This is a genomic window from Psychromonas saccharinae, assembly GCF_051201515.1.
GTDB lineage: Bacteria > Pseudomonadota > Gammaproteobacteria > Enterobacterales > Psychromonadaceae > Psychromonas.
Map to the genome: position 1 here is coordinate 2,727,123 of NZ_CP195153.1, position 17,661 is coordinate 2,744,783.

General features: G+C 36.6%; 28 protein-coding genes. 15 read left to right on the forward strand and 13 right to left on the reverse strand.

Translation table 11 applies throughout. The features are described 5' to 3' along the window. Positions 1 to 124 precede the first annotated feature (124 nt). Entirely contained in the window at positions 125 to 970 is an 846-nt protein-coding gene (locus ACR30L_RS12050; RefSeq protein ID WP_435234500.1) for a dCTP deaminase domain-containing protein, read from the reverse strand. Positions 971 to 1,486: 516 nt separating this feature from the next. Next, positions 1,487 to 2,521, reverse strand: coding sequence for a DUF2806 domain-containing protein (locus ACR30L_RS12055; protein ID WP_435234501.1), 1,035 nt, complete (start codon positions 2,519 to 2,521; stop codon positions 1,487 to 1,489). 622 nt (positions 2,522 to 3,143) lie between these two features. Here ACR30L_RS12055 and ACR30L_RS12060 point away from each other — a divergent pair. Together ACR30L_RS12060 and ACR30L_RS12065 are read left to right on the forward strand one after the other, a co-directional pair. After that, positions 3,144 to 3,338, forward strand: a complete 195-nt coding sequence (locus ACR30L_RS12060; protein ID WP_435234502.1) for a hypothetical protein — start codon at positions 3,144 to 3,146, stop codon at positions 3,336 to 3,338. Between the two features lie 218 nt (positions 3,339 to 3,556). Continuing rightward, positions 3,557 to 3,931 carry a hypothetical protein gene (locus tag ACR30L_RS12065; protein ID WP_435234503.1) on the forward strand — a complete coding sequence of 125 codons (375 nt, stop codon included), beginning with the start codon at positions 3,557 to 3,559 and terminating at the stop codon, positions 3,929 to 3,931. Between the two features lie 31 nt (positions 3,932 to 3,962). Here ACR30L_RS12065 and ACR30L_RS12070 read toward each other — a convergent pair whose 3' ends face one another. From ACR30L_RS12070 to ACR30L_RS12110, 9 genes are read right to left on the reverse strand one after another with little or no spacing between them, the layout of a single operon-like run. Then, positions 3,963 to 4,349, reverse strand: coding sequence for an antiterminator Q family protein (locus ACR30L_RS12070; RefSeq protein ID WP_435234504.1), 387 nt, complete (start codon positions 4,347 to 4,349; stop codon positions 3,963 to 3,965). Then, entirely contained in the window at positions 4,337 to 4,537 is a 201-nt protein-coding gene (locus tag ACR30L_RS12075; RefSeq protein WP_435234505.1) for a hypothetical protein, read from the reverse strand. Before ACR30L_RS12075 ends, ACR30L_RS12070 begins: the two co-directional genes overlap by 13 nt. Continuing rightward, the gene (locus ACR30L_RS12080) at positions 4,537 to 5,736 is read right to left on the reverse strand and encodes a tyrosine-type recombinase/integrase (RefSeq protein ID WP_435234506.1); all 1,200 of its coding nucleotides are present in this window, start codon (positions 5,734 to 5,736) and stop codon (positions 4,537 to 4,539) included. The genes ACR30L_RS12075 and ACR30L_RS12080 overlap by 1 nt, the downstream gene beginning before the upstream one ends. Beyond that, positions 5,733 to 6,380 carry a replication protein P gene (locus ACR30L_RS12085; RefSeq protein WP_435234507.1) on the reverse strand — a complete coding sequence of 216 codons (648 nt, stop codon included), beginning with the start codon at positions 6,378 to 6,380 and terminating at the stop codon, positions 5,733 to 5,735. Before ACR30L_RS12085 ends, ACR30L_RS12080 begins: the two co-directional genes overlap by 4 nt. Then, entirely contained in the window at positions 6,377 to 7,231 is an 855-nt protein-coding gene (locus ACR30L_RS12090; RefSeq protein ID WP_435234508.1) for a helix-turn-helix domain-containing protein, read from the reverse strand. Before ACR30L_RS12090 ends, ACR30L_RS12085 begins: the two co-directional genes overlap by 4 nt. Next, entirely contained in the window at positions 7,228 to 7,506 is a 279-nt protein-coding gene (locus ACR30L_RS12095) for a helix-turn-helix domain-containing protein (RefSeq protein WP_435234509.1), read from the reverse strand. Before ACR30L_RS12095 ends, ACR30L_RS12090 begins: the two co-directional genes overlap by 4 nt. After that, positions 7,503 to 7,835 carry a hypothetical protein gene (locus tag ACR30L_RS12100; RefSeq protein WP_435234510.1) on the reverse strand — a complete coding sequence of 111 codons (333 nt, stop codon included), beginning with the start codon at positions 7,833 to 7,835 and terminating at the stop codon, positions 7,503 to 7,505. Before ACR30L_RS12100 ends, ACR30L_RS12095 begins: the two co-directional genes overlap by 4 nt. Further along, entirely contained in the window at positions 7,832 to 8,263 is a 432-nt protein-coding gene (locus tag ACR30L_RS12105) for a phage regulatory CII family protein (protein WP_435234511.1), read from the reverse strand. The genes ACR30L_RS12100 and ACR30L_RS12105 overlap by 4 nt, the downstream gene beginning before the upstream one ends. Before the next feature lie 42 nt (positions 8,264 to 8,305). Continuing rightward, positions 8,306 to 8,506, reverse strand: a complete 201-nt coding sequence (locus ACR30L_RS12110; protein ID WP_435234512.1) for a YdaS family helix-turn-helix protein — start codon at positions 8,504 to 8,506, stop codon at positions 8,306 to 8,308. Between the two features lie 85 nt (positions 8,507 to 8,591). Here ACR30L_RS12110 and ACR30L_RS12115 point away from each other — a divergent pair, with 85 nt between their 5' ends. The 10 genes from ACR30L_RS12115 to ACR30L_RS12160 all read left to right on the forward strand — a co-directional run bounded on the left by ACR30L_RS12115 (position 8,592) and on the right by ACR30L_RS12160 (position 12,585). After that, a complete protein-coding gene (locus tag ACR30L_RS12115) occupies positions 8,592 to 9,218 on the forward strand; it encodes a LexA family protein (RefSeq protein WP_435234513.1) in 627 nt (208 codons plus the stop codon). 217 nt (positions 9,219 to 9,435) lie between these two features. Continuing rightward, entirely contained in the window at positions 9,436 to 9,585 is a 150-nt protein-coding gene (locus ACR30L_RS12120) for a hypothetical protein (RefSeq protein ID WP_435234514.1), read from the forward strand. Between the two features lie 38 nt (positions 9,586 to 9,623). Then, positions 9,624 to 9,971 carry a hypothetical protein gene (locus ACR30L_RS12125; protein ID WP_435234515.1) on the forward strand — a complete coding sequence of 116 codons (348 nt, stop codon included), beginning with the start codon at positions 9,624 to 9,626 and terminating at the stop codon, positions 9,969 to 9,971. A 48-nt stretch (positions 9,972 to 10,019) separates the two neighbouring features. Then, positions 10,020 to 10,838 carry a DUF2303 family protein gene (locus ACR30L_RS12130; RefSeq protein ID WP_435234516.1) on the forward strand — a complete coding sequence of 273 codons (819 nt, stop codon included), beginning with the start codon at positions 10,020 to 10,022 and terminating at the stop codon, positions 10,836 to 10,838. Between the two features lie 76 nt (positions 10,839 to 10,914). Next, on the forward strand, positions 10,915 to 11,163 hold the full coding sequence (locus ACR30L_RS12135; RefSeq protein WP_435234517.1) for a hypothetical protein: 249 nt from the start codon (positions 10,915 to 10,917) through the stop codon (positions 11,161 to 11,163). Between the two features lie 2 nt (positions 11,164 to 11,165). Next, positions 11,166 to 11,423 (forward strand): hypothetical protein, encoded by a 258-nt coding sequence (locus ACR30L_RS12140; protein WP_435234518.1) that lies wholly within the window; start codon positions 11,166 to 11,168, stop codon positions 11,421 to 11,423. A 10-nt stretch (positions 11,424 to 11,433) separates the two neighbouring features. Beyond that, on the forward strand, positions 11,434 to 11,661 hold the full coding sequence (locus tag ACR30L_RS12145) for a hypothetical protein (protein ID WP_435234519.1): 228 nt from the start codon (positions 11,434 to 11,436) through the stop codon (positions 11,659 to 11,661). Beyond that, positions 11,658 to 11,876: a hypothetical protein gene (locus ACR30L_RS12150; RefSeq protein WP_435234520.1), complete on the forward strand. Its 219-nt coding sequence runs from the start codon at positions 11,658 to 11,660 to the stop codon at positions 11,874 to 11,876. The genes ACR30L_RS12145 and ACR30L_RS12150 overlap by 4 nt, the downstream gene beginning before the upstream one ends. Beyond that, on the forward strand, positions 11,873 to 12,097 hold the full coding sequence (locus tag ACR30L_RS12155; RefSeq protein ID WP_435234521.1) for a hypothetical protein: 225 nt from the start codon (positions 11,873 to 11,875) through the stop codon (positions 12,095 to 12,097). The genes ACR30L_RS12150 and ACR30L_RS12155 overlap by 4 nt, the downstream gene beginning before the upstream one ends. 215 nt (positions 12,098 to 12,312) lie before the next feature. After that, positions 12,313 to 12,585, forward strand: coding sequence for a hypothetical protein (locus ACR30L_RS12160; RefSeq protein WP_435234522.1), 273 nt, complete (start codon positions 12,313 to 12,315; stop codon positions 12,583 to 12,585). Between the two features lie 196 nt (positions 12,586 to 12,781). On the opposite strand, the gene ACR30L_RS12165 is transcribed toward ACR30L_RS12160, so the two are convergent. Both ACR30L_RS12165 and ACR30L_RS12170 read right to left on the reverse strand, forming a co-directional pair. After that, positions 12,782 to 12,949 carry a hypothetical protein gene (locus ACR30L_RS12165; protein ID WP_435234523.1) on the reverse strand — a complete coding sequence of 56 codons (168 nt, stop codon included), beginning with the start codon at positions 12,947 to 12,949 and terminating at the stop codon, positions 12,782 to 12,784. Positions 12,950 to 13,016: 67 nt separating this feature from the next. Continuing rightward, the gene (locus tag ACR30L_RS12170; protein ID WP_435234524.1) at positions 13,017 to 14,186 is read right to left on the reverse strand and encodes a tyrosine-type recombinase/integrase; all 1,170 of its coding nucleotides are present in this window, start codon (positions 14,184 to 14,186) and stop codon (positions 13,017 to 13,019) included. Between the two features lie 145 nt (positions 14,187 to 14,331). Here ACR30L_RS12170 and sbcB point away from each other — a divergent pair, with 145 nt between their 5' ends. The 3 genes from sbcB (at position 14,332) to cysK (ending at position 17,604) form a co-directional block, all read left to right on the forward strand. Beyond that, on the forward strand, positions 14,332 to 15,786 hold the full coding sequence (sbcB, locus tag ACR30L_RS12175; RefSeq protein ID WP_435237903.1) for an exodeoxyribonuclease I: 1,455 nt from the start codon (positions 14,332 to 14,334) through the stop codon (positions 15,784 to 15,786). Between the two features lie 48 nt (positions 15,787 to 15,834). Next, a complete protein-coding gene (locus tag ACR30L_RS12180) occupies positions 15,835 to 16,401 on the forward strand; it encodes a hypothetical protein (RefSeq protein ID WP_435234525.1) in 567 nt (188 codons plus the stop codon). Between the two features lie 237 nt (positions 16,402 to 16,638). Then, positions 16,639 to 17,604: a cysteine synthase A gene (gene cysK, locus ACR30L_RS12185; RefSeq protein ID WP_435234526.1), complete on the forward strand. Its 966-nt coding sequence runs from the start codon at positions 16,639 to 16,641 to the stop codon at positions 17,602 to 17,604. Positions 17,605 to 17,661 lie beyond the last annotated feature (57 nt).

The following is a 17,661-nucleotide window of genomic DNA, read 5'->3' on the forward strand; positions in this document are numbered from 1 at the left end:
CTTATAAAACAAAAAGTTGAAAACAATAAAATCTTATAAATCTATAAAAATCGAGTTGTTCTACAACCTCACGCCCACTTAAGCGGACTAAAATTGTTGAGGTACGAAAACAAAGTCAGCTTCTTTATTTCCGCTTTAATAACGAATACAGCCCTTGAAACAAAAAAACGCCCACGCCAGATAATGCAATGTTATAAAAAAAAGAGTGATAGCTAGTTACTGTTTGAGCTTCAATATACTGATGCTTAGATAAAAACACCAAAATATTAGGGGATAAGAAAATAGATAACATTAAAACAAGAACGATTACATTTCCAATATTTAGATATGATTTTGCTGCGCTTATACGATATCTCCAGATCTTTTTCTTAAAAGTTTTATAAGAACCTGACTGTTTCATTCTATCTGATATTTCGTTTACTCTCGTTTTCCAGTCCTCACTAATCTTAGATATATCTTCAAGTATTCCAAAACTAGAAAATTTATCCAAGTGTGCATTTACAGTCGCATTCTGACCAATTATGGGAGTATCTAATTTATGGAAAACTATAGATGCAAAAGTATCACCAACATTTATATGCTTAATTTCATCTGAAATATTATGTACAGCAATAAGAGAATGCCCACAAAAATGAGGACCTAGCATTGTACCTATATGTCCAAAGCCAATAGAGGCTAGCCCAACCTTCGAGTGGTATGTTCCACCAATACTTGTTACTCCTATAACTTCTTCGGTAATCATTAAAGTTGTAGAATGTGGTAGTAAAACTATTTGTTCCACTCCACTTTTACTAACCACACAACTCTTTCCTTTTTTGATTTTGTACCTTTCTACATCAGAATCTTTGGAAGCATAAGCATAGCGACTAGCTGTCAGGTTATAAGAATTTTCTTTAAGGTTATTTTCTTTGAATGGAAATATATTAATGCTATTACCCAAAGCTTTTACTATATCTATTTGACTTAACACATTAATCCTTTTATTACTTTGAAAGTTTGAGTATTTCTATTTATGAGCTTAACGAGGCCTTAAAATTTCTCTGTTTTCAAGAAAAGATAGCCATTTACAAAATTTAATATTTAGATAAAACAATAACTTAAAAATCGCAAACTATTATTCATTTACAAAAACGAGTTATTCTACAACCTCAAAACCCTAATAACTGACGTGTAGGTTGGTGTTGTTTTTGCCATGTTTTTCTTTTGCAAAAATGATGACAACCGTAATACGTCCAGTTGATTAACTTGTTGAACGAAGTCGCTGCGCGACAGAAAAAAATCATCAATATTGGAATTTACCTTCAAATACTCTACAATTGAGTGAAGTAAAAATAAATCTAAAAACAAGCTAACCAACTGATATACCTACAAAATACACTTCATCGAATATATTTCCCAATTGCATAGAGCGTGCCAACATGCCGGACTTATCCAACAATAGGATTAGGTTGTGGTTCGCGTTGCTCACACGACCTATCCTTATTAGTTAAGCATTTTCTTTGTATTTGACTTCTACAGCATTAGAAAAACGTCCTGTTTTAGCAGTCTCTTGAACAAAATCAGCAGTTTTTACATTGAAGCCTTTTTTGGCATAATCCATTGCAACTGAATCAAAATAATCAGTATTTACACCGAAGCTAGCTAACTTCAATAACTCTCCGCCTACTCTTGTCAGCAAATAGACATTTGCTTCTGCAGTTTTACTTTTGTTTTCATGTTCTAAAAGAATAATTTTATTACTAGCAATCAGGCCTTTATAATATTTATTTTCATCTACCGATTTATAAGTCGTAGTCAGTCCAAGAGCATCTACTCCAGACAGGATCCCAATATCCTGTAGAAATAAAAGCTGTGAGAAATATAATCCATCTGCTTCTAAAAACACCTCTTTCTCACGATAAATTCTTCCGTCAATAACGAAGCGAGCAGCTTTACTAATTAGATCCGCTTCCGACTTTGATAACCCTTTTAAGAATTCTAAGGTTCTCATCGAATATGTACCGGGTTGCTTAACTTCACCAGCTAAGATTCGTCCCCATAAATCTTGTAATTCATCTGCAGAAACTTTACCTGCATATTCTCTCCATGAGAATAGCCAGTCATCCTCAAGTGGGGTATCGGAAGCTTCTTGTTGATCTTGGCTAAGAATGTCTTCTGCAACCAATATTGATTTAGCAACATTAGTTTCTTTTCGGATCGCCTCAGAAAAATCATTGTTACCTACAATAGAAGCTAACTCTGAAAGATCTATAGTTGGCTCAATTCGGCCTGATTCATCAACTCTATCAGCAGGGGCATTCAATGACTTAACATCTGGTTTTAACTGAAAACAAGAATTCCCTGATTTTATTGAAGCAACTTCTACTTCAGTTTGTGCTATTAAAAGCATTTCTTTGCGACGTATTTCAGCTCGAGCATCTGCAACTCGCTTTTCTTGCCAAGGTCTTAATAGTGAGCCAATGCCCTTCTCCGCAAGAGTTTCCCACATTTTTTCAAGTAATTTTTCGCCAGGGTAATCCATAATACTCCTTAGATGCTTAGATGCTTAGATGCTTAGATGCTTAGATGCTTAACAGCTTAACAGCTTAACAGCTTAACAGCTTAACAGCTTAACAGCTTATTAAACCGAAAAATTCCATATTTACGGTGGAAACACGGAATATATAAATTTGTTAAAATTGATATAAAAATACATTTTTAAATCGTAAAATCAAACAATTAAAATAGTTACTCAAATAGATATCATGTGGATAGATGGAAAAAGTCCATATTAACGGTAGAAACACAAAATAATAGCTACTCTGTATATATAACCATGTACAAACAAAAAATAATGCTTATCCATCAATGCAATATTTCACAAAATTTACCTCTAAATATTTTCCTCTATGATAAATATTTAAAAACACTGTGGCCTACGTATCTAAAGGACTCTCTGCGCATTAATAAAAAATCCCATCTCGCAAATATCACAGCTTGATTCTTTATTAATAATATTTTTTATAGAATAATCAAAAGGATAATGCAAATTTTAAGTTTTATATTAATTTAACTAAAAAGACTCATTACCAATCAAGATCAATATTAATAAACTTATTTTAAATATAATTCAGAGCATAAAACTGTATAAAAGAGATCAAGTCGTGCCAGAAACAACATATAAAATCGAGTACCTGACTAAAACTCAAAATGATAGTGAAATAACCTTTCTATCGGGATTTCTTCCGCAAATATTAGATACTATATTTATTGACGGCTTTCGTTATAAAGTTGTTTGTATTGAATACAACAATGACCATAAAACAAAACCCGTTATGTATGTTAATACGCTCACTTAATATTGCCGTGTCTAAAATGCTTTTAAAAAGATTCAGCATACTTATTTACTGTTCTCCTAGGGTATTCATATACAACTCTATATCAGTAATGTCACAGTTTGATAATTTAACCATAAGCTTTTTTATTTTTCAGTCAAAATATTAGTATAAATTTAATTAATTGAAATAATTTATACTATAACTACAGAAAGAATTGATTTAAATCAATAAGGTTACTAATGAATAGACATGGCCAGTTTTTATTTTATTGGGAAAGAAATATCTTAATTATTCATGCTAAAGGTCCCTTTAATGTAGAAGGAGTACTTGCAGAAACGAATAAAATTAAGAAATTTATTTTAGATAAGAATGTCACTAAATGGGGCAAGTTAGGAATATGGGATGATGAAGCTATCGGTTCACCTGAAGCCATCGAAATCGTAGAAAACTACCATCAATGGTGTATAGAAAATGGGTGTGTGAAAACAGCTTATGTTGTTTGCAATAGTATTCAACAAAGTATTTCAGAAAAAGTGTATGACAGTAAGGCTAATATATTTAAATCTGAAGATGATGCAAAAAAATGGCTTCGCTCACAACTAGAAAGTGAATAATATCACCAATCAAATTATCACTATTCTGCATCTATTTGACAATATTCCCCATAAACAACACCGCATCTACCCAAGCAGTACCGGCTTTAACCAATACATCGGCACGTTTACGATTAATCTTTTGCTCCGATTGTGCCGATAAAACCCGTGCCACGTGGGATGCATTACCATCACTGAAATAAAAAAGTACCAGGGCTTTTGCCATTTCTCGATCGCGTATTTTCAACTTAGCAATAATCGAATCAATTAACATGGCTTCATCATCAGTAATTAATAAATTTGGTTTAGCCTCTTGCTCGGGGAGTTCCTTAAACATAGGGCTTTCACCAAAACCGTTCGGAGTACAACGCCCCTGCTTGGCCCATTTAGCCCACTGTGACAATAACCACCCCGTATTATTTGAAATTATTTGCCCCATGCTTTTCGACTCCTATTACTTTGCTCCTTTAAACGCGCTGCTCTCCTTAACATAAAAATTAAACGAAGGTGTGTTTTCACCATCGAAACATACTCGTCCGGTACCAATTCAAGTGCGGCTTGCCGTTCCTCTAACGTTGGTAAATTAGCAATCAAACTTGCATGCTCTCTCGGTCTTATCGCATACATTACACCCACCCCACTACTGGCTCATGCTGTGGTATTAATCCCTGTTCAGTTAACCAATGGTGATATTTAACCAGGGCACGACGCATCAAGTTATCCGCATGTGTGTGGATATAGGTTTTATCCATTTTATTTAACACATGGTTAAGCAGCATCTCCCCAACTAAATAATCAATATCCAAATCCATCCAAGTCGTTCGGGCAAACTTTCTTAAATCATGCGCACACCATTTACGTTCGCTGACGTGCTGAATAATGTCGTTTGCAGTTGTTTCAGAAATACCAGCTTGGGCACTCAGTTTAAAAATAAAGCCTTGGGCATCATTGTTTTTAAATTCAGTTAATACGTTCAGGGCCACATCAGAAAGTGGCAAGGTATGCGCCGTTTTAGTTTTTGTGTTTTCAGCAGGAATAAACCAAACTTTTTTAACAAAATCGATATGCTTCCATTGGGCTAAACGTGTTTCGCCAATTCTTGAACCATGCAATAAAATCATTAATACAAATGTGCGTTCCATTTCATCAGCACGCCGTAATTGCTCACTTAGCAATGTCACGGCATTCGCTTTTAAAGCACAATCTTTCGGTTGAATTTGTGCATCCGTAAAATCAGAAAATTTAATCTCAGCAATGGGATTAAACGCAATTAAACTCAGCATTCTTGCTTGTTTACAGGCTTTTTTTAATACCGATAAAATCAAACGCACCGTTGACAGTTCATACTTTTCTTGCAATGGCCAAACTAATCGTTCATCAAGCAAGGCATGGTCTAAATCTTCAATCATCACTTCCCCCAACCGAGGCTGAAGATGAACCTTGATCACCGACTTAATCGAACGTTTGCGCTTCAATGATAAAAACCGATTTGATAGCACTCTGTTTTCATACCAAGCTAATAAATCAGCAACTAACTCCCATTCGGGTAAAACCATTTTGGCGCGGCTCGTTAACGTATGCTCAGCCAATACATCAGGAAAAAACTTCAACACACTGCCCGCTTTAACAGCAGGATAATTACCTAATTTTTTCCACGATGATTTTCCCTGTTGATGCAACACTAAAAACCATGAACCACGTTCGCCCGATTTAAAACGAAACCGTAATTCAGGATGACGCGTATCACGCAAAGTCCCAACACTTGGATCCTTCGCATAACGTTTAATTAACGCATCCGAAATTTTAACGGCGACCGTTTTGCTCATACCAACCCCACCATTTTTTTCATATTGGTCAGCATGGTTTGCTCAAATTCAGGGGAAGCAGCTCGAAATGTAGGCTCAGCTGTAATACCTTTGGGTATCGATACATCTAACTGTTCACCTCGACGAACACGCTCAACCATGATTGCGTAGTTGCGATAAAACAACGCACGCGCCTCTTTTTCCGTATTATTTTTTAATGCGTAGCAAGTAGATTGTTTAACGGTTTCAAATACCACCGGATGAGACCACTTTGCGGTAATAAATACCCCTAAGTTACCAATCGCTTCACGGAATGCATCTTCACGACTAGGCAAGCCCATATCGCTAGCGGTAATGCGACACCAGTCCACAAACTTACCGGCACTGGGCATAAAATCACCCGAAGCACGCGCTCTTTTCATCCCAATTCTGATTTGCTCATGGGTGGTAATCTTCCCTTCTAGCAAGGTTTTAACCCATACTTTTTTACCAATACGAAGTGACTCATCATCCGGAAATGTTAATTTAAACGTCGGAAAAATCGCCTTGAGTGACTTAAAAATATCGTTGATATCGTAGGCGGCTTGCTCATTTAAACTTACCACACCCGCCATGTGCGCAGGTCGGAACGACTGTGATTGCGCAATTTGATTCATAGATTTCATAATACCCCCTCGTTTAAATCCTCAGCCCAGGTCATATCGTCCATATCCAACGCATTGCTTGCTGCTTGTTGAATAACGGGGATCGGGGTTAACCATTTTCGTTCACGGATAAATTTAATTATTCCATTCACAAACTGCCCGTTAGCATTGGTTCCCCATTGTGGATCCGATTGCGCAGCGCGAGTTAGCCAATCTAAAATATTTAACGCATCGTGCTCCGTTAATTTTTCTTGTTTCCAAGTCTTCCAAAGCAATTGGTCAGTGCCTCCTCGACGATGTGCTGGATACAGATTAAAAATCTCACGAATAAACTTCGGTTTTTTAGTGTGCTTTTTGGGAGGTAAATCAGTGGAATTAGACAATATATTATTAATGACTAGTTCATTGACAGGTTCATTGACTAGTTCTGGGTGACTCTCTGACCGATTATTTTGACTCTCTGTCCGTTCATTTTGACACTCTGACACTAGGGGTTGACTTTCTGGCACTAGGGTTGGACTTTCTGACACTAGGGGTGAATTATCTTTTCTCTTGTTATTTTCAGCCTCTAAACGACGCATTGCAAGTGTTGAAATATCGCCATTTCCCAAGGTTAATTTAAAGTAATTTGAGCGATTACCGTGCTCACCATCTTTACGCCAAAAACGCTGTACGTAACCGGTTAAAACAAGATCATCAATATGTCTCATTGCAGTTCTACGGCTTACATTGCAATGTTTGGCTAAATGCTCATAACTCGGCCAACAAAGACCTTTGTCATTCGCATTATCAGCTAACTTGATTAACACCATCTTACGGGGACAGCTTTCTAAATCCATGCCTAATACTTGCGCCACTAACGTTAAACTCATACGTTCGCCTCCAGAAGAGAGATATCACCCTTGCTCAGCGTTAATTGATACACGTTGGTATAATTACCGCCTGGTTTAAATTTGGTTATAAAGCCAGCTTTTTCCAACTGCTTAACATTGCGCATTGCTGTACGTTTATTGATACAGCAAGCCACGGCAAGTTCATCATAACTGACGGAGCAAACATCGTTGCGATCAGCTTTAAACGCAAGTGCAAGTAACACCAGCTTGCGCGTACAGCTACCCAACTCCATTGCATACACTTTAGTAATCATTCAACCACCCCCACACTTTTACCAAACATATCGACTTTTAACTTTTCTAACCGCATCACCAGCTCATCGACTTGTTGAGCATTTGTTAGAAAGCAAGCAGCACGACCGTCACGCCCATTAATAGAAACTCGCAGCCCAGTGCCATGACGTTTAGCCGCAGACACCCGTAGACTTGCTGTGTAAGGTTCATGTTCAATGAATTGCAAACAACTGATTGCAATTCCAGAAAATGGTTGGTAATCTCCCTCCACTACCTCTAATGCTTTGGTTGGTGTTGTGGATAGTGTTGAGCCCTGTTTGCGCAGGGCTTTTTCATTTATGTTTCTCATAAACGTTTTCCTTTTTGTTGTTGTACTGATTTAAGCAAGACATCTAATGCATCCTTCGCTTCTTGAATTTCCTTTTCGACTGCACAATATTCACGTTCACTAAAGAAATTATCTTCAAACGCTAATTGAATACTTTGCGACACATCGCCATGCTCTTTGCTACAATTTAATAACGCATTAAAAACCGACGTGCTTTGAACTTCTGCCCCCACCAGTTGCAAATCGAACTCGGCAGCTAATACACGTAAAGATTGAATATCCTGTGTGATCAGCATCATTGACCGCCACTCCTGAACTGACAACTTTGCTATTTCATTGGTTGGACTTACCTTGTTACGTAAGCTTTGTTCATTCATACCCATTGTTTTTGCCAATTGCGGTAAATTGACGTGTGCCATTTGGTGAATGGCTAAATCCAGACTATCCATTGTTTACTCCTTAAAATTTAAATAGTTACAAATACTTATTAGTTAATTAATATTTTCATGGTCTTTGAGTAAGTCATTAACTGTAATTTGTTCACCGGTAGCGATAGCAACTCTGCGAATATGTTTCGCAGGTAATCGACCTCGATGAATCCAATTCCAAACTGACGATTGCTTAACACCAAGCATGTGAGCAACCTTGGTTTGGCTGCCGATAATATTCACAGATTTTTCTATTGCAGACATACAACCCTCACAATATAGCTAATTGTGTATTTTTAAACACATTTAGCTATTTGTCAACAACACAAAAAGTTGTAATGATGTATATATGAATATAAGTACACGAATAAAATCACGTAGAAAATTACTCGGCTTATCCCAAGAAGAGCTTGCTGAAAGGATTGGAGTTTCTCAAAATGCCATCCACAAACTTGAAGATGGGACAACTCAAAAACCTAGAAAAATTTTTGAGTTAGCTAATGTATTACAATGTAACGCTGAATGGCTACTTACAGGCAAAGGTTCACCTCTCCCAGAAGCAAGCAATGTAGAGGAAGGGCCGGAACTACATGGCCAATATCCAGTCATTAGTTGGGTACAAGCAGGTGATTGGACTACGATTTATGAAATTAACCGCCATGATGCGGAGTATTACCCCTGTCCAGTCAAATGCAGTGATAAAACATTTCTCCTAAAAGTGCGCGGGCAAAGCATGGCTGGTACTTTTAACGAAAACGAACTTATTTTTGTTGATCCAGCAATTGAAGCTGTTAATGGTAAATATGTAGTTGCCCGTTTAGATGATGAAAATGAAGCAACACTGAAGCAGCTAATTATAGAAGGTGGCCATAAATATCTAAAAGCAACAAACCCTGCATGGCCAACACCAATACAACCCATTAACGGAAACTGTACCATTGTCGGAGTAGTCATCTTTGTCGGTCGCCCACTATAACTAAAGTTTCTTCAACTTAAAAACAAAGGGTTAACAACCCTTTTTTATTGTCTACAAATCCTCTTTTAGTAACCTCTACACCTTTTTATAGTGACTTTTCTCACCATTATTTAAATTTTAATAAATAAAAAACACATTAATTATAGCTTTATGTGTTGACTAAATTATAGCTTTATGTGTATATTATTCCCACGCTAACTAAACGAAGGGGATCAAAATGCAACAAATAGCACTAGCACAACTGTTAACGAATAGAGATAAACCTGTACCAATTTCAACACTCGATACAACGATTCGAGTGCGGGATAACCGTCGTGAATATTGGACTCGTAAACAATTAAAAACTAAGCACGAAACAAAACATTAATTAACAACACCAACCAAAGCAAAGCAAAGGAGCTCGTCATGAGCAAAACAAATGTAGATAGCTTTGTCAGTGAATTAGAAGCTGGCATGTTTAAAGAAAAACTCGCACACATGTTAAGTGATGTGGCATTAGGTCAAATTATTCACAACGGTGGAAACCGTAAAGGCAAGGTAAACATTGAATTGTCATTCTCACAAGTCGGTGACAACAACCAGGTAATGATTGCTAGCAAACTAAGCCACATCACCATTACAAAACGCGGCGTGAAGTCTGAACAAACCACCACTGAAACACCCATGTACGTAGGTAAAGGCGGCATGCTCAGCATTGACCAACCAAAAGAAGAGTTTAGCGGTCAGTTTAATCTGACAGCCGTTACTCAGTAATTATTTTCTGATAACCATTTTAATCAATCTTATAAAGAGAGAAAACTAATGCAAAAAGAAGCGATTCAACAAATTCAAACATCGGCACATATTCCGGCAATCATTGAGCAGTTAAAAGCCATCGGTACACAAACACCTTGTATTGTTACCCCCCAAGACTTCAAAGTAAGCAATCTTGAAGCCTTTATGGAAAATCGCGCTAACTATCGTTTAGGCATGAATACCAGCAGCTTAGCTGACTTCATTACCTATTCACAAAAGTTTGAACAAGCCGGCGCCACTTGCTTTATCAATGCAGACCAAATGCGTGCAAAAACAGTCTTCGATTTGGGTACGGAATTAGCACCAGGTCATCAACAACATGCAAGCACCCTCACCTTAGAAAAAACAGCACAATATAAAGCGGTTCTGAATGTTGACGGTGAACGTTTGAGCCAAAAAACCGCTTCTGAGTTTATCGAAGACTGGACAGATGTGATCACTGTGTTTTCAAGTGAAGGGGAAGTTATTCCGAATGCCGTTGCCGCACAACGTTTACGTGATTTAACTATTGAGACCGCGCGTGAAGTCACTTCAAAAGTGGAAGACTTTGGTGAAAGCATGAGTGCCATGGAGCGTATCGAAGCAAAAGGTAAAGATCTGCTACCAAGCAAAATTCAGTTTATCTGCACGCCCTACCTTGGCTTAAGTGAATACAACTTTACCGTTCGCGTCAATATTTTAACCGGTGGTGATCGTCCTCAGTTATGTTTACGCATTATTCAACTAGAAACGGTGAAAGAGCAGATCGTTAATGAGTTTAAAGACTTTCTGGTCAATGCCTTTGTAGATAATGATATTGATACCTTCATCGGTTCAATCGATTAGCCATTAAACCATGGTGCCCTTATCAATGAGGGTACCAAAACAACAACACCAACCAAAGAAAATGTAAGGCAACACCATGAAACTTAACTTTCAAATCGTCACCACGCTATTGATATTTTGCACTACGGGTAAAACCGTAGAAGAGATGAAACACCGATTAGCATTCGACCATGCTCCAAAATTGGTTAATGCAACGATAGATTTCATGATCAAGCAAAACCTCATCACCCAAGAAGTAAATGTAATAAATAGTTTAAATAAACAACCGACAAAATGGGTTAAGAACATCAGCTTAGAATGTTATGCGATTAAAAAGGCAGGATAAAAATGGAAGACTTAGAAACAACATCAACCACTGGCTGGCAACCGCCCAAAACAGCACCAAAGAAAGATGTAATACTAGCCTGTTTCGATGATTGCCCTTTACCCGTAACAGCAACTTGGAACGAACCAGAACAACAATGGGTCTTCTCTTTAGCTCAAGTTAATCTTTATGAAGGCCAATGGAATGACACTTTTTTTGAAACACAGTATGAATGTGCAGACCAGCTAAAAGCATGGATGCCATTACCTCAATTAGCGTAAGGAGATTAAAATGAGCACTACAATTAACACAAAAAATGAACTAGGTTTAGAACGCCTTATCAATGTAAAAGAACTCACGGAGATAATGGGAGTTAACCGCGCCTATTTCAGCAGCAAAATAGTTAAGCAAACCAACTTTTTAGAAATTGCGCCCCCTATTCGACTTTATGGAAACGGAGCACCAAAATACCAATTAAAGGATGTATTGAAATTTATTGAAAGTAGGAAAAATGCATGAGCGGCGCAATTGAGGTAGCAGAGCAAGCAGTTAATAATATCGAATCACTATTAACTGATATGTTTAATGGTGACTATGCAAATAATGAAGTAGCATTAGGTGTTTTGATAAACGGCAAAGAAGAAATTCAAGTTCAATTAAAGATTACTCGTGCTCCCGAAGAGTTTATCGACACCGAATATAACGATTGGGAAGATTCGATAAAACAATTATGAATAAATTCACCGTTGTTTGGATACCCGATAATCAAAATACACCGGCCACCTGTGAAGAAGTACTTAATATAGGTGGTCGGATTATTGATGAACAACTCAGTAAACGAGATGCAGAAAAAGTAGAACGATGTTTGAAAATAAATGGAGAGCAACTTCCTGGCGATTACATCACACTATTAGTGATACAGAGTGAACACAAGAAACAAGCAGTAACCAAGTGAAAAACTCTAATCCGATAATTCACTATCAACAAGTGAAATAGCATGTATTTTACAACATACTTATTTAGCTTTTTTTGTCGTTTATTATTTATAACTATGAATTCTTTTAATAATACGTTTTATCATATATTAATTGATGCTGATCATTATGCTATTTTGTGATCTATATCTATAATTCATTCAAATTTTACTTAACGTTTTTTTGAGGTACATTAATGAATGATATAGAAGGCGCTCTTCATCCATTTTTTAAAGGTAGATATAATAAAAATATAAGTACAGCGATAAAGATATACATAAATTGTGAGGACGATTTAATCAAAGACAAAGTACTTCATCGAATCTCTTTTTATGGAAACAAGACTGCTAGTAACATCAGAAATTATTTCCATAAACTAGAAAGCGTGAATTTGTTAACGTATGCCATCGAAGATATGAAAGAAGAAATTGCTTTAAATGTAAGTTTATATCAGGAAGTTTACATTTAAATCTTTTAAAACAAGCAATGCCAGTCACCAATTGAAAGAAATCCTAAAAATTAGTCGTCGAATTATTGATGGACAGCTTAATAAGCCTGATGCCGAAAAGTAAAGCGGCACCTGAAGATTAATGGCGATGGGCTAGAGGGAATTATATAACCTTCGAAAAAATATAGAAAAGGCACAACAGCCATTAAAGTATATATTAATATTGTTCTGCCGCTTGTTGAATAATTTTATTCTGAGCCGCGTTAGATTGATGAATAGCAGCGATAAATACCTTTTTCTTTTCATCCAGAGAGGATTTATTAACAAAGTCCGACAATGCCGTTGAAGAAACTTTTTTAGTTTTGCTCTTTAATATAGAAAACATAATTAACCTACTTGCTTATTATTAACAGTTAAATTGAATAAAATAACGAGACTGTAATAAACATATTTTATAAAAGTTCTTTTTCTAACAAATCCCAATATAACTCATAACCAGTGCGTTGTTCATCAAGCCAGTCATGCTTATTATATATAGCCATTATTCCACCTAATTCATGACCGAGCATTTTCTCTGTTACATGGGGCATTATTCCATTTTCACTTAGACGAGTAACAATCGTTCGTCTAAAGTCATGGGGAACAAAACGCTCAAGCTTCATTCGATCATTTAACCGTTGAACAAAACGATTTTGCGCATGTGAAGTTAAAGGTTGTTTAATAGACTGACCAGGAATTAAAAACTCACGGTCACGACCATAAGGTAACTCGAGTGATTTAATCAACTCAATGACTTTAGTCGATAAAGCCCTTCTAATCGCTTTTTTAGTTTTAGCGCGTTCAATTGGTAATATCCAAACACCTCTCTCTAAATCAAATTCATCAACTTTAGCTTCTCTTATTTCACTATTACGAGCTCCTGTTAAAATAAGGAGTTGCGTACACACTTTACAACTAACTGACGCCCTGCTCATTTCTATTTCACGCCATAACTTTGCCACTTCATGCCATTCGAGTGTCCTTTCTCGCTTTCGAGGGTGATGACCAATCGCCAAAGTTGGAATATCTAACAATGAAGATTGCTTTATACGCCCCCTAGATTTGGCCCAGCGAACCATTGTTTTAAATCGCCTTAAAAGATTGCCTGCATTTTCTGGACTCGTATCTTTATTAATACGATCAAAAAAAGCGATCCATTGCGTATAACTATAACGCTCCACATTAATGGAGGCATTCGGCACAACATATTTATTGACCGTAGAGTGATAAAGTAATTTAGAATTTTCACTCAGTTCTTTATCGACGCGTAAATTGAGAAATTCATTAGCAATATTGCCTAATAGCATATGCTCAGATACACCAGTCACTAAATGTCGAGGATCATTACCTTCAAATACTTCCCGCCTCAACTTAACCACTTGCGCTCTTGCTTCAGCTAGTTTAATCTCAGGATAACGGCCGAGCTTCATACGTTGTGACTTTCTAATCCATTGAAAACGAAAATAAAAAGTGATCACACCCGTTTTACTGATTCGAACAGTTAAACCATCTCGATCAAATATTTCAGGCTTACCAGTGTATGGTGCTTTTATATTACGTAGTTTTGAATCAGTTAAGGCCATATGTCACCGAGGTACAAAGCAATACCAAAAAAGGTACAAGCTGAGGTACAATTTAAAGAAATAAGACATAATAATAGCAATTTACAAAAAGCTGCACAAATTTAAAGAAAGAACAGTAAGAATAAGGTTTGGAAGGGGAAAATTGTTGCAAGAAATAACACAGAACAATACAGAAAATGAGCCAACTTTATACTGGCACGATTATGAGACTTTTGGATTAAACCCCGGAGCTGATCGCCCTTCACAATTTGCCGGTATAAGAACGGATCTCGACCTTAATGTCATTTCACCTGCTAATGAATGGTTTTGTCGGCCGCCCAATGACTATCTACCAAGCCCTGAAGCTTGTTTAATTACGGGGATTACACCACAACAAGCCTTACAACAGGGAGAATCTGAAAGCGATTTCATAACCTTAATTAACAAACAATTCAGTCAGCCCAATACCTGTGTGGTTGGCTATAACAGCATTCGATTTGACGATGAAGTCACGCGTTTTACTTTATATCGTAATTTTTTAGATCCTTATCAACGTGAATGGAAAAATGGATGTTCACGCTGGGATATTATTGATCTTGTTCGTGCATGCTATGCATTACGCCCAGAAGGTATTCAATGGCCTGTAGATGAAAATGATGTCCCTTCGTTTCGATTGGAATTATTAACCAAAGAAAATGAATTAATCCATTCTCGTGCGCATGATGCAATGAGCGATGTATATGCAACTATTGCCATGGCTAAACTGATTAAAGAGAAACAACCCAAATTATATGATTATTGTTTCAGCCTTCGTAAAAAAGATAACGTATTAAACACGTTAAAACTAGGCAGTTTTACACCCGTTGTACATATATCTGGTATGTTTCCGGCCCTTCAAGGTTGTGCATCTTATGTACTTCCCATCGCAGAACATCCTTTTAATAAAAATGCCGTAATTGCTATCGATCTTAATAAAGATATCAATAACCTTAAAACATTGTCCGTTGAAGAGATACGTACTTATATGTATACCCCTGCAGTGGATTTACCCGAATCAATTAGTCGCCCTGCTATTAAATTAATTCATATTAATAAATGCCCAATTGTGGCGCCGGCAAAAACCCTCACCGAAGATCGTGCGGAAGAGTTAGGTATAGATCGCAAACAATGCAGAATTTCATTAGATTTTTTAAAAGAAAATCCTGATTTAGCGATTAAATGTCAGGAAGTTTTTGCACAGGAGTCAACACCAAGAAAAAATGTCTCACCCGAAGAAATGTTATATTCAGGTGGATTTTTTTCACATGCTGATAAAGGGTTGATTACAAAGGTCAGTAATAGTAGTTGGGATGAACTTGCCAAACAGGCCTTTAATTTTACAGATCCTCGATTAAAAACATTGCTATGGCATTACCGTGCTCGAAATGCCCCACAATCATTAACTATTGAAGAGCAAGAAAAATGGCAAAGACACTGTCAAGCATACTTACTTGAACACAGCCAAGCATTTATTGAAAAGATAGATGCACTTGCTTATGAATATCAAAATCAACCTGAAAAAATTGAACTATTACAGCAACTTCACAATTATTTAAGTTTTTTAAATTACAGCCGATACTAAATTAGTATAAGATATAAACATTAATCCAATAAACAAAAAGGAAATAGTATGAAGTACACAACTAAATTAATATGCTCAGCTATGCTATTTTCTGCTACACATTGCTTTGCAGTTCAACCTTCAACGAATATTTTTACTCCCGATTATCAAAAATCATTTAAAGTACCTAATCAAGACGCTACATTTGAATTAAGTACAATGACTCGTATTCCTAAAGCGACTTACAGTTATTTAGAAAATGTCTTCTCTTCTTTTTATAGTAAAGTAACCTTTAATACAGATATTGCGAAGAGTACTTTTAAAGACGGTCTACAATCCGATGTGTTTTCCCTTCCTCTGATTGCAAATAATCGAAGAGGAATTCAGCTGGAATTATTTGGCAACTTTTGTGATTTATCGCAACAATATCTAAGCAATCTTTCTAGAGATCATGCTTTATACGATTCTATGCTAAATACTCAGCAAACTGATATATTGAATAATGATTTAGCTTTAGGTGCAGGTGTTAGTTTTAACACGGGGAAATCCAGTAAAATAAAAATAATCATGTCTAATAACGATATGCCAGGGTATGGAAGTAGCCGAGCACTTGTGGGCTTTCAAACGGATTTCTAATTTTATTAATAATCATGATATATACTTAATCCAATATACTCGTTGTGAACTGTCATCGATTGCAAATAACTCCTTCTATCACCATCATTGTTTTAAACAATCCTCGTTTTTTACATCTCTCAATCTGCTCATATAGCTAAAGTATATAATTTATAACAAAATTTCACTTCAGTAATTACTAACATAGGTTATCCTTAAATCAAATTAAACACACAGCAGTAAATCAGAGGAACTACAATGAGCAAAATATTTAGTGATAATTCACAAACTATTGGTAACACACCACTTGTACGTTTAAATAACGTTGCTTCTGGTAATGTCTTTGCAAAAATAGAAAGTCGTAACCCAAGTTTCAGTGTTAAATGTCGTATTGGTGCCAATATGATTTGGGATGCAGAAAAAAAAGGCACACTAACCAAAGATATCGAACTCATTGAACCAACTAGCGGAAATACAGGTATTGCGCTTGCATTTGTGGCATCAGCACGTGGTTATAAAATTACATTAACAATGCCAAACACAATGAGTATTGAACGTCGTAAATTATTAAAAGCATTGGGTGCGAACTTAATTCTGACAGATGGTGCACTGGGTATGAAAGGCGCAATCAATAAAGCTGAAGAAATTGTTAAAGCTGAGCCTAATAAATACTTATTGTTACAACAGTTTGATAATCCTGCTAACCCTGAAATTCACGAAAAGACAACGGGTCCAGAAATCTGGGATGCAACCGATGGTGAAGTTGATGTGTTCGTTGCAGGTGTCGGTACTGGTGGTACATTGACCGGTGTAACCCGTTACCTCAAGAAAACACAGGGTAAAGATATTATCAGTGTAGCAGTTGAGCCAACCGCATCGCCTGTAATTACACAAGCACTTGCTGGTGAAGAAATCAAACCAGGTCCACATAAAATCCAAGGTATCGGGGCAGGATTTATTCCTAAAAACTTAGATTTATCGTTAATAGATGTTGTTAAACAAGTTAGTAACGAAGAAGCAATTGAAATGGGTCGTCGCTTAATGGAAGAAGAAGGTATTTTAGCCGGTATTTCTTCAGGTGCAGCAGTATTTGCAGCAGCACAATTAGCAGAGCAACCTGAATACAAAGATAAAAACATCGTCGTTATTCTACCAAGCTCTGGTGAACGTTACCTATCAACAGCACTTTTTGCGGGTATTTTTGATGGCGAAGAGTTCCAATAAACCGCCCTCGACACAATAAAAGTTAAACAACAACAAATAAAAAAGGTGTCTTGTACA

What these genes read in the sequence shown, in the direction of transcription:
- ACR30L_RS12180 (WP_435234525.1), top strand. Translation starts at nt 15,835, where the DNA reads ATGAAGTACACAACTAAATTAATATGCTCAGCTATGCTATTTTCTGCT.
- ACR30L_RS12130 (WP_435234516.1), top strand. Translation starts at nt 10,020, where the DNA reads ATGCAAAAAGAAGCGATTCAACAAATTCAAACATCGGCACATATTCCG.
- ACR30L_RS12160 (WP_435234522.1), top strand. Translation starts at nt 12,313, where the DNA reads ATGAATGATATAGAAGGCGCTCTTCATCCATTTTTTAAAGGTAGATAT.
- ACR30L_RS12065 (WP_435234503.1), top strand. Translation starts at nt 3,557, where the DNA reads ATGAATAGACATGGCCAGTTTTTATTTTATTGGGAAAGAAATATCTTA.
- ACR30L_RS12150 (WP_435234520.1), top strand. Translation starts at nt 11,658, where the DNA reads ATGAGCGGCGCAATTGAGGTAGCAGAGCAAGCAGTTAATAATATCGAA.
- ACR30L_RS12090 (WP_435234508.1), bottom strand. Translation starts at nt 7,231, where the DNA reads ATGAGTTTAACGTTAGTGGCGCAAGTATTAGGCATGGATTTAGAAAGC.
- ACR30L_RS12095 (WP_435234509.1), bottom strand. Translation starts at nt 7,506, where the DNA reads ATGATTACTAAAGTGTATGCAATGGAGTTGGGTAGCTGTACGCGCAAG.
- cysK (WP_435234526.1), top strand. Translation starts at nt 16,639, where the DNA reads ATGAGCAAAATATTTAGTGATAATTCACAAACTATTGGTAACACACCA.
- ACR30L_RS12075 (WP_435234505.1), bottom strand. Translation starts at nt 4,537, where the DNA reads ATGTATGCGATAAGACCGAGAGAGCATGCAAGTTTGATTGCTAATTTA.
- ACR30L_RS12170 (WP_435234524.1), bottom strand. Translation starts at nt 14,186, where the DNA reads ATGGCCTTAACTGATTCAAAACTACGTAATATAAAAGCACCATACACT.
- ACR30L_RS12115 (WP_435234513.1), top strand. Translation starts at nt 8,592, where the DNA reads ATGAATATAAGTACACGAATAAAATCACGTAGAAAATTACTCGGCTTA.
- ACR30L_RS12140 (WP_435234518.1), top strand. Translation starts at nt 11,166, where the DNA reads ATGGAAGACTTAGAAACAACATCAACCACTGGCTGGCAACCGCCCAAA.
- ACR30L_RS12100 (WP_435234510.1), bottom strand. Translation starts at nt 7,835, where the DNA reads ATGAGAAACATAAATGAAAAAGCCCTGCGCAAACAGGGCTCAACACTA.
- ACR30L_RS12110 (WP_435234512.1), bottom strand. Translation starts at nt 8,506, where the DNA reads ATGTCTGCAATAGAAAAATCTGTGAATATTATCGGCAGCCAAACCAAG.
- ACR30L_RS12125 (WP_435234515.1), top strand. Translation starts at nt 9,624, where the DNA reads ATGAGCAAAACAAATGTAGATAGCTTTGTCAGTGAATTAGAAGCTGGC.
- ACR30L_RS12070 (WP_435234504.1), bottom strand. Translation starts at nt 4,349, where the DNA reads ATGGGGCAAATAATTTCAAATAATACGGGGTGGTTATTGTCACAGTGG.
- ACR30L_RS12145 (WP_435234519.1), top strand. Translation starts at nt 11,434, where the DNA reads ATGAGCACTACAATTAACACAAAAAATGAACTAGGTTTAGAACGCCTT.
- ACR30L_RS12105 (WP_435234511.1), bottom strand. Translation starts at nt 8,263, where the DNA reads ATGGATAGTCTGGATTTAGCCATTCACCAAATGGCACACGTCAATTTA.
- ACR30L_RS12120 (WP_435234514.1), top strand. Translation starts at nt 9,436, where the DNA reads ATGCAACAAATAGCACTAGCACAACTGTTAACGAATAGAGATAAACCT.
- ACR30L_RS12165 (WP_435234523.1), bottom strand. Translation starts at nt 12,949, where the DNA reads ATGTTTTCTATATTAAAGAGCAAAACTAAAAAAGTTTCTTCAACGGCA.
- ACR30L_RS12080 (WP_435234506.1), bottom strand. Translation starts at nt 5,736, where the DNA reads ATGAGCAAAACGGTCGCCGTTAAAATTTCGGATGCGTTAATTAAACGT.
- ACR30L_RS12155 (WP_435234521.1), top strand. Translation starts at nt 11,873, where the DNA reads ATGAATAAATTCACCGTTGTTTGGATACCCGATAATCAAAATACACCG.
- ACR30L_RS12135 (WP_435234517.1), top strand. Translation starts at nt 10,915, where the DNA reads ATGAAACTTAACTTTCAAATCGTCACCACGCTATTGATATTTTGCACT.
- ACR30L_RS12055 (WP_435234501.1), bottom strand. Translation starts at nt 2,521, where the DNA reads ATGGATTACCCTGGCGAAAAATTACTTGAAAAAATGTGGGAAACTCTT.
- ACR30L_RS12085 (WP_435234507.1), bottom strand. Translation starts at nt 6,380, where the DNA reads ATGAAATCTATGAATCAAATTGCGCAATCACAGTCGTTCCGACCTGCG.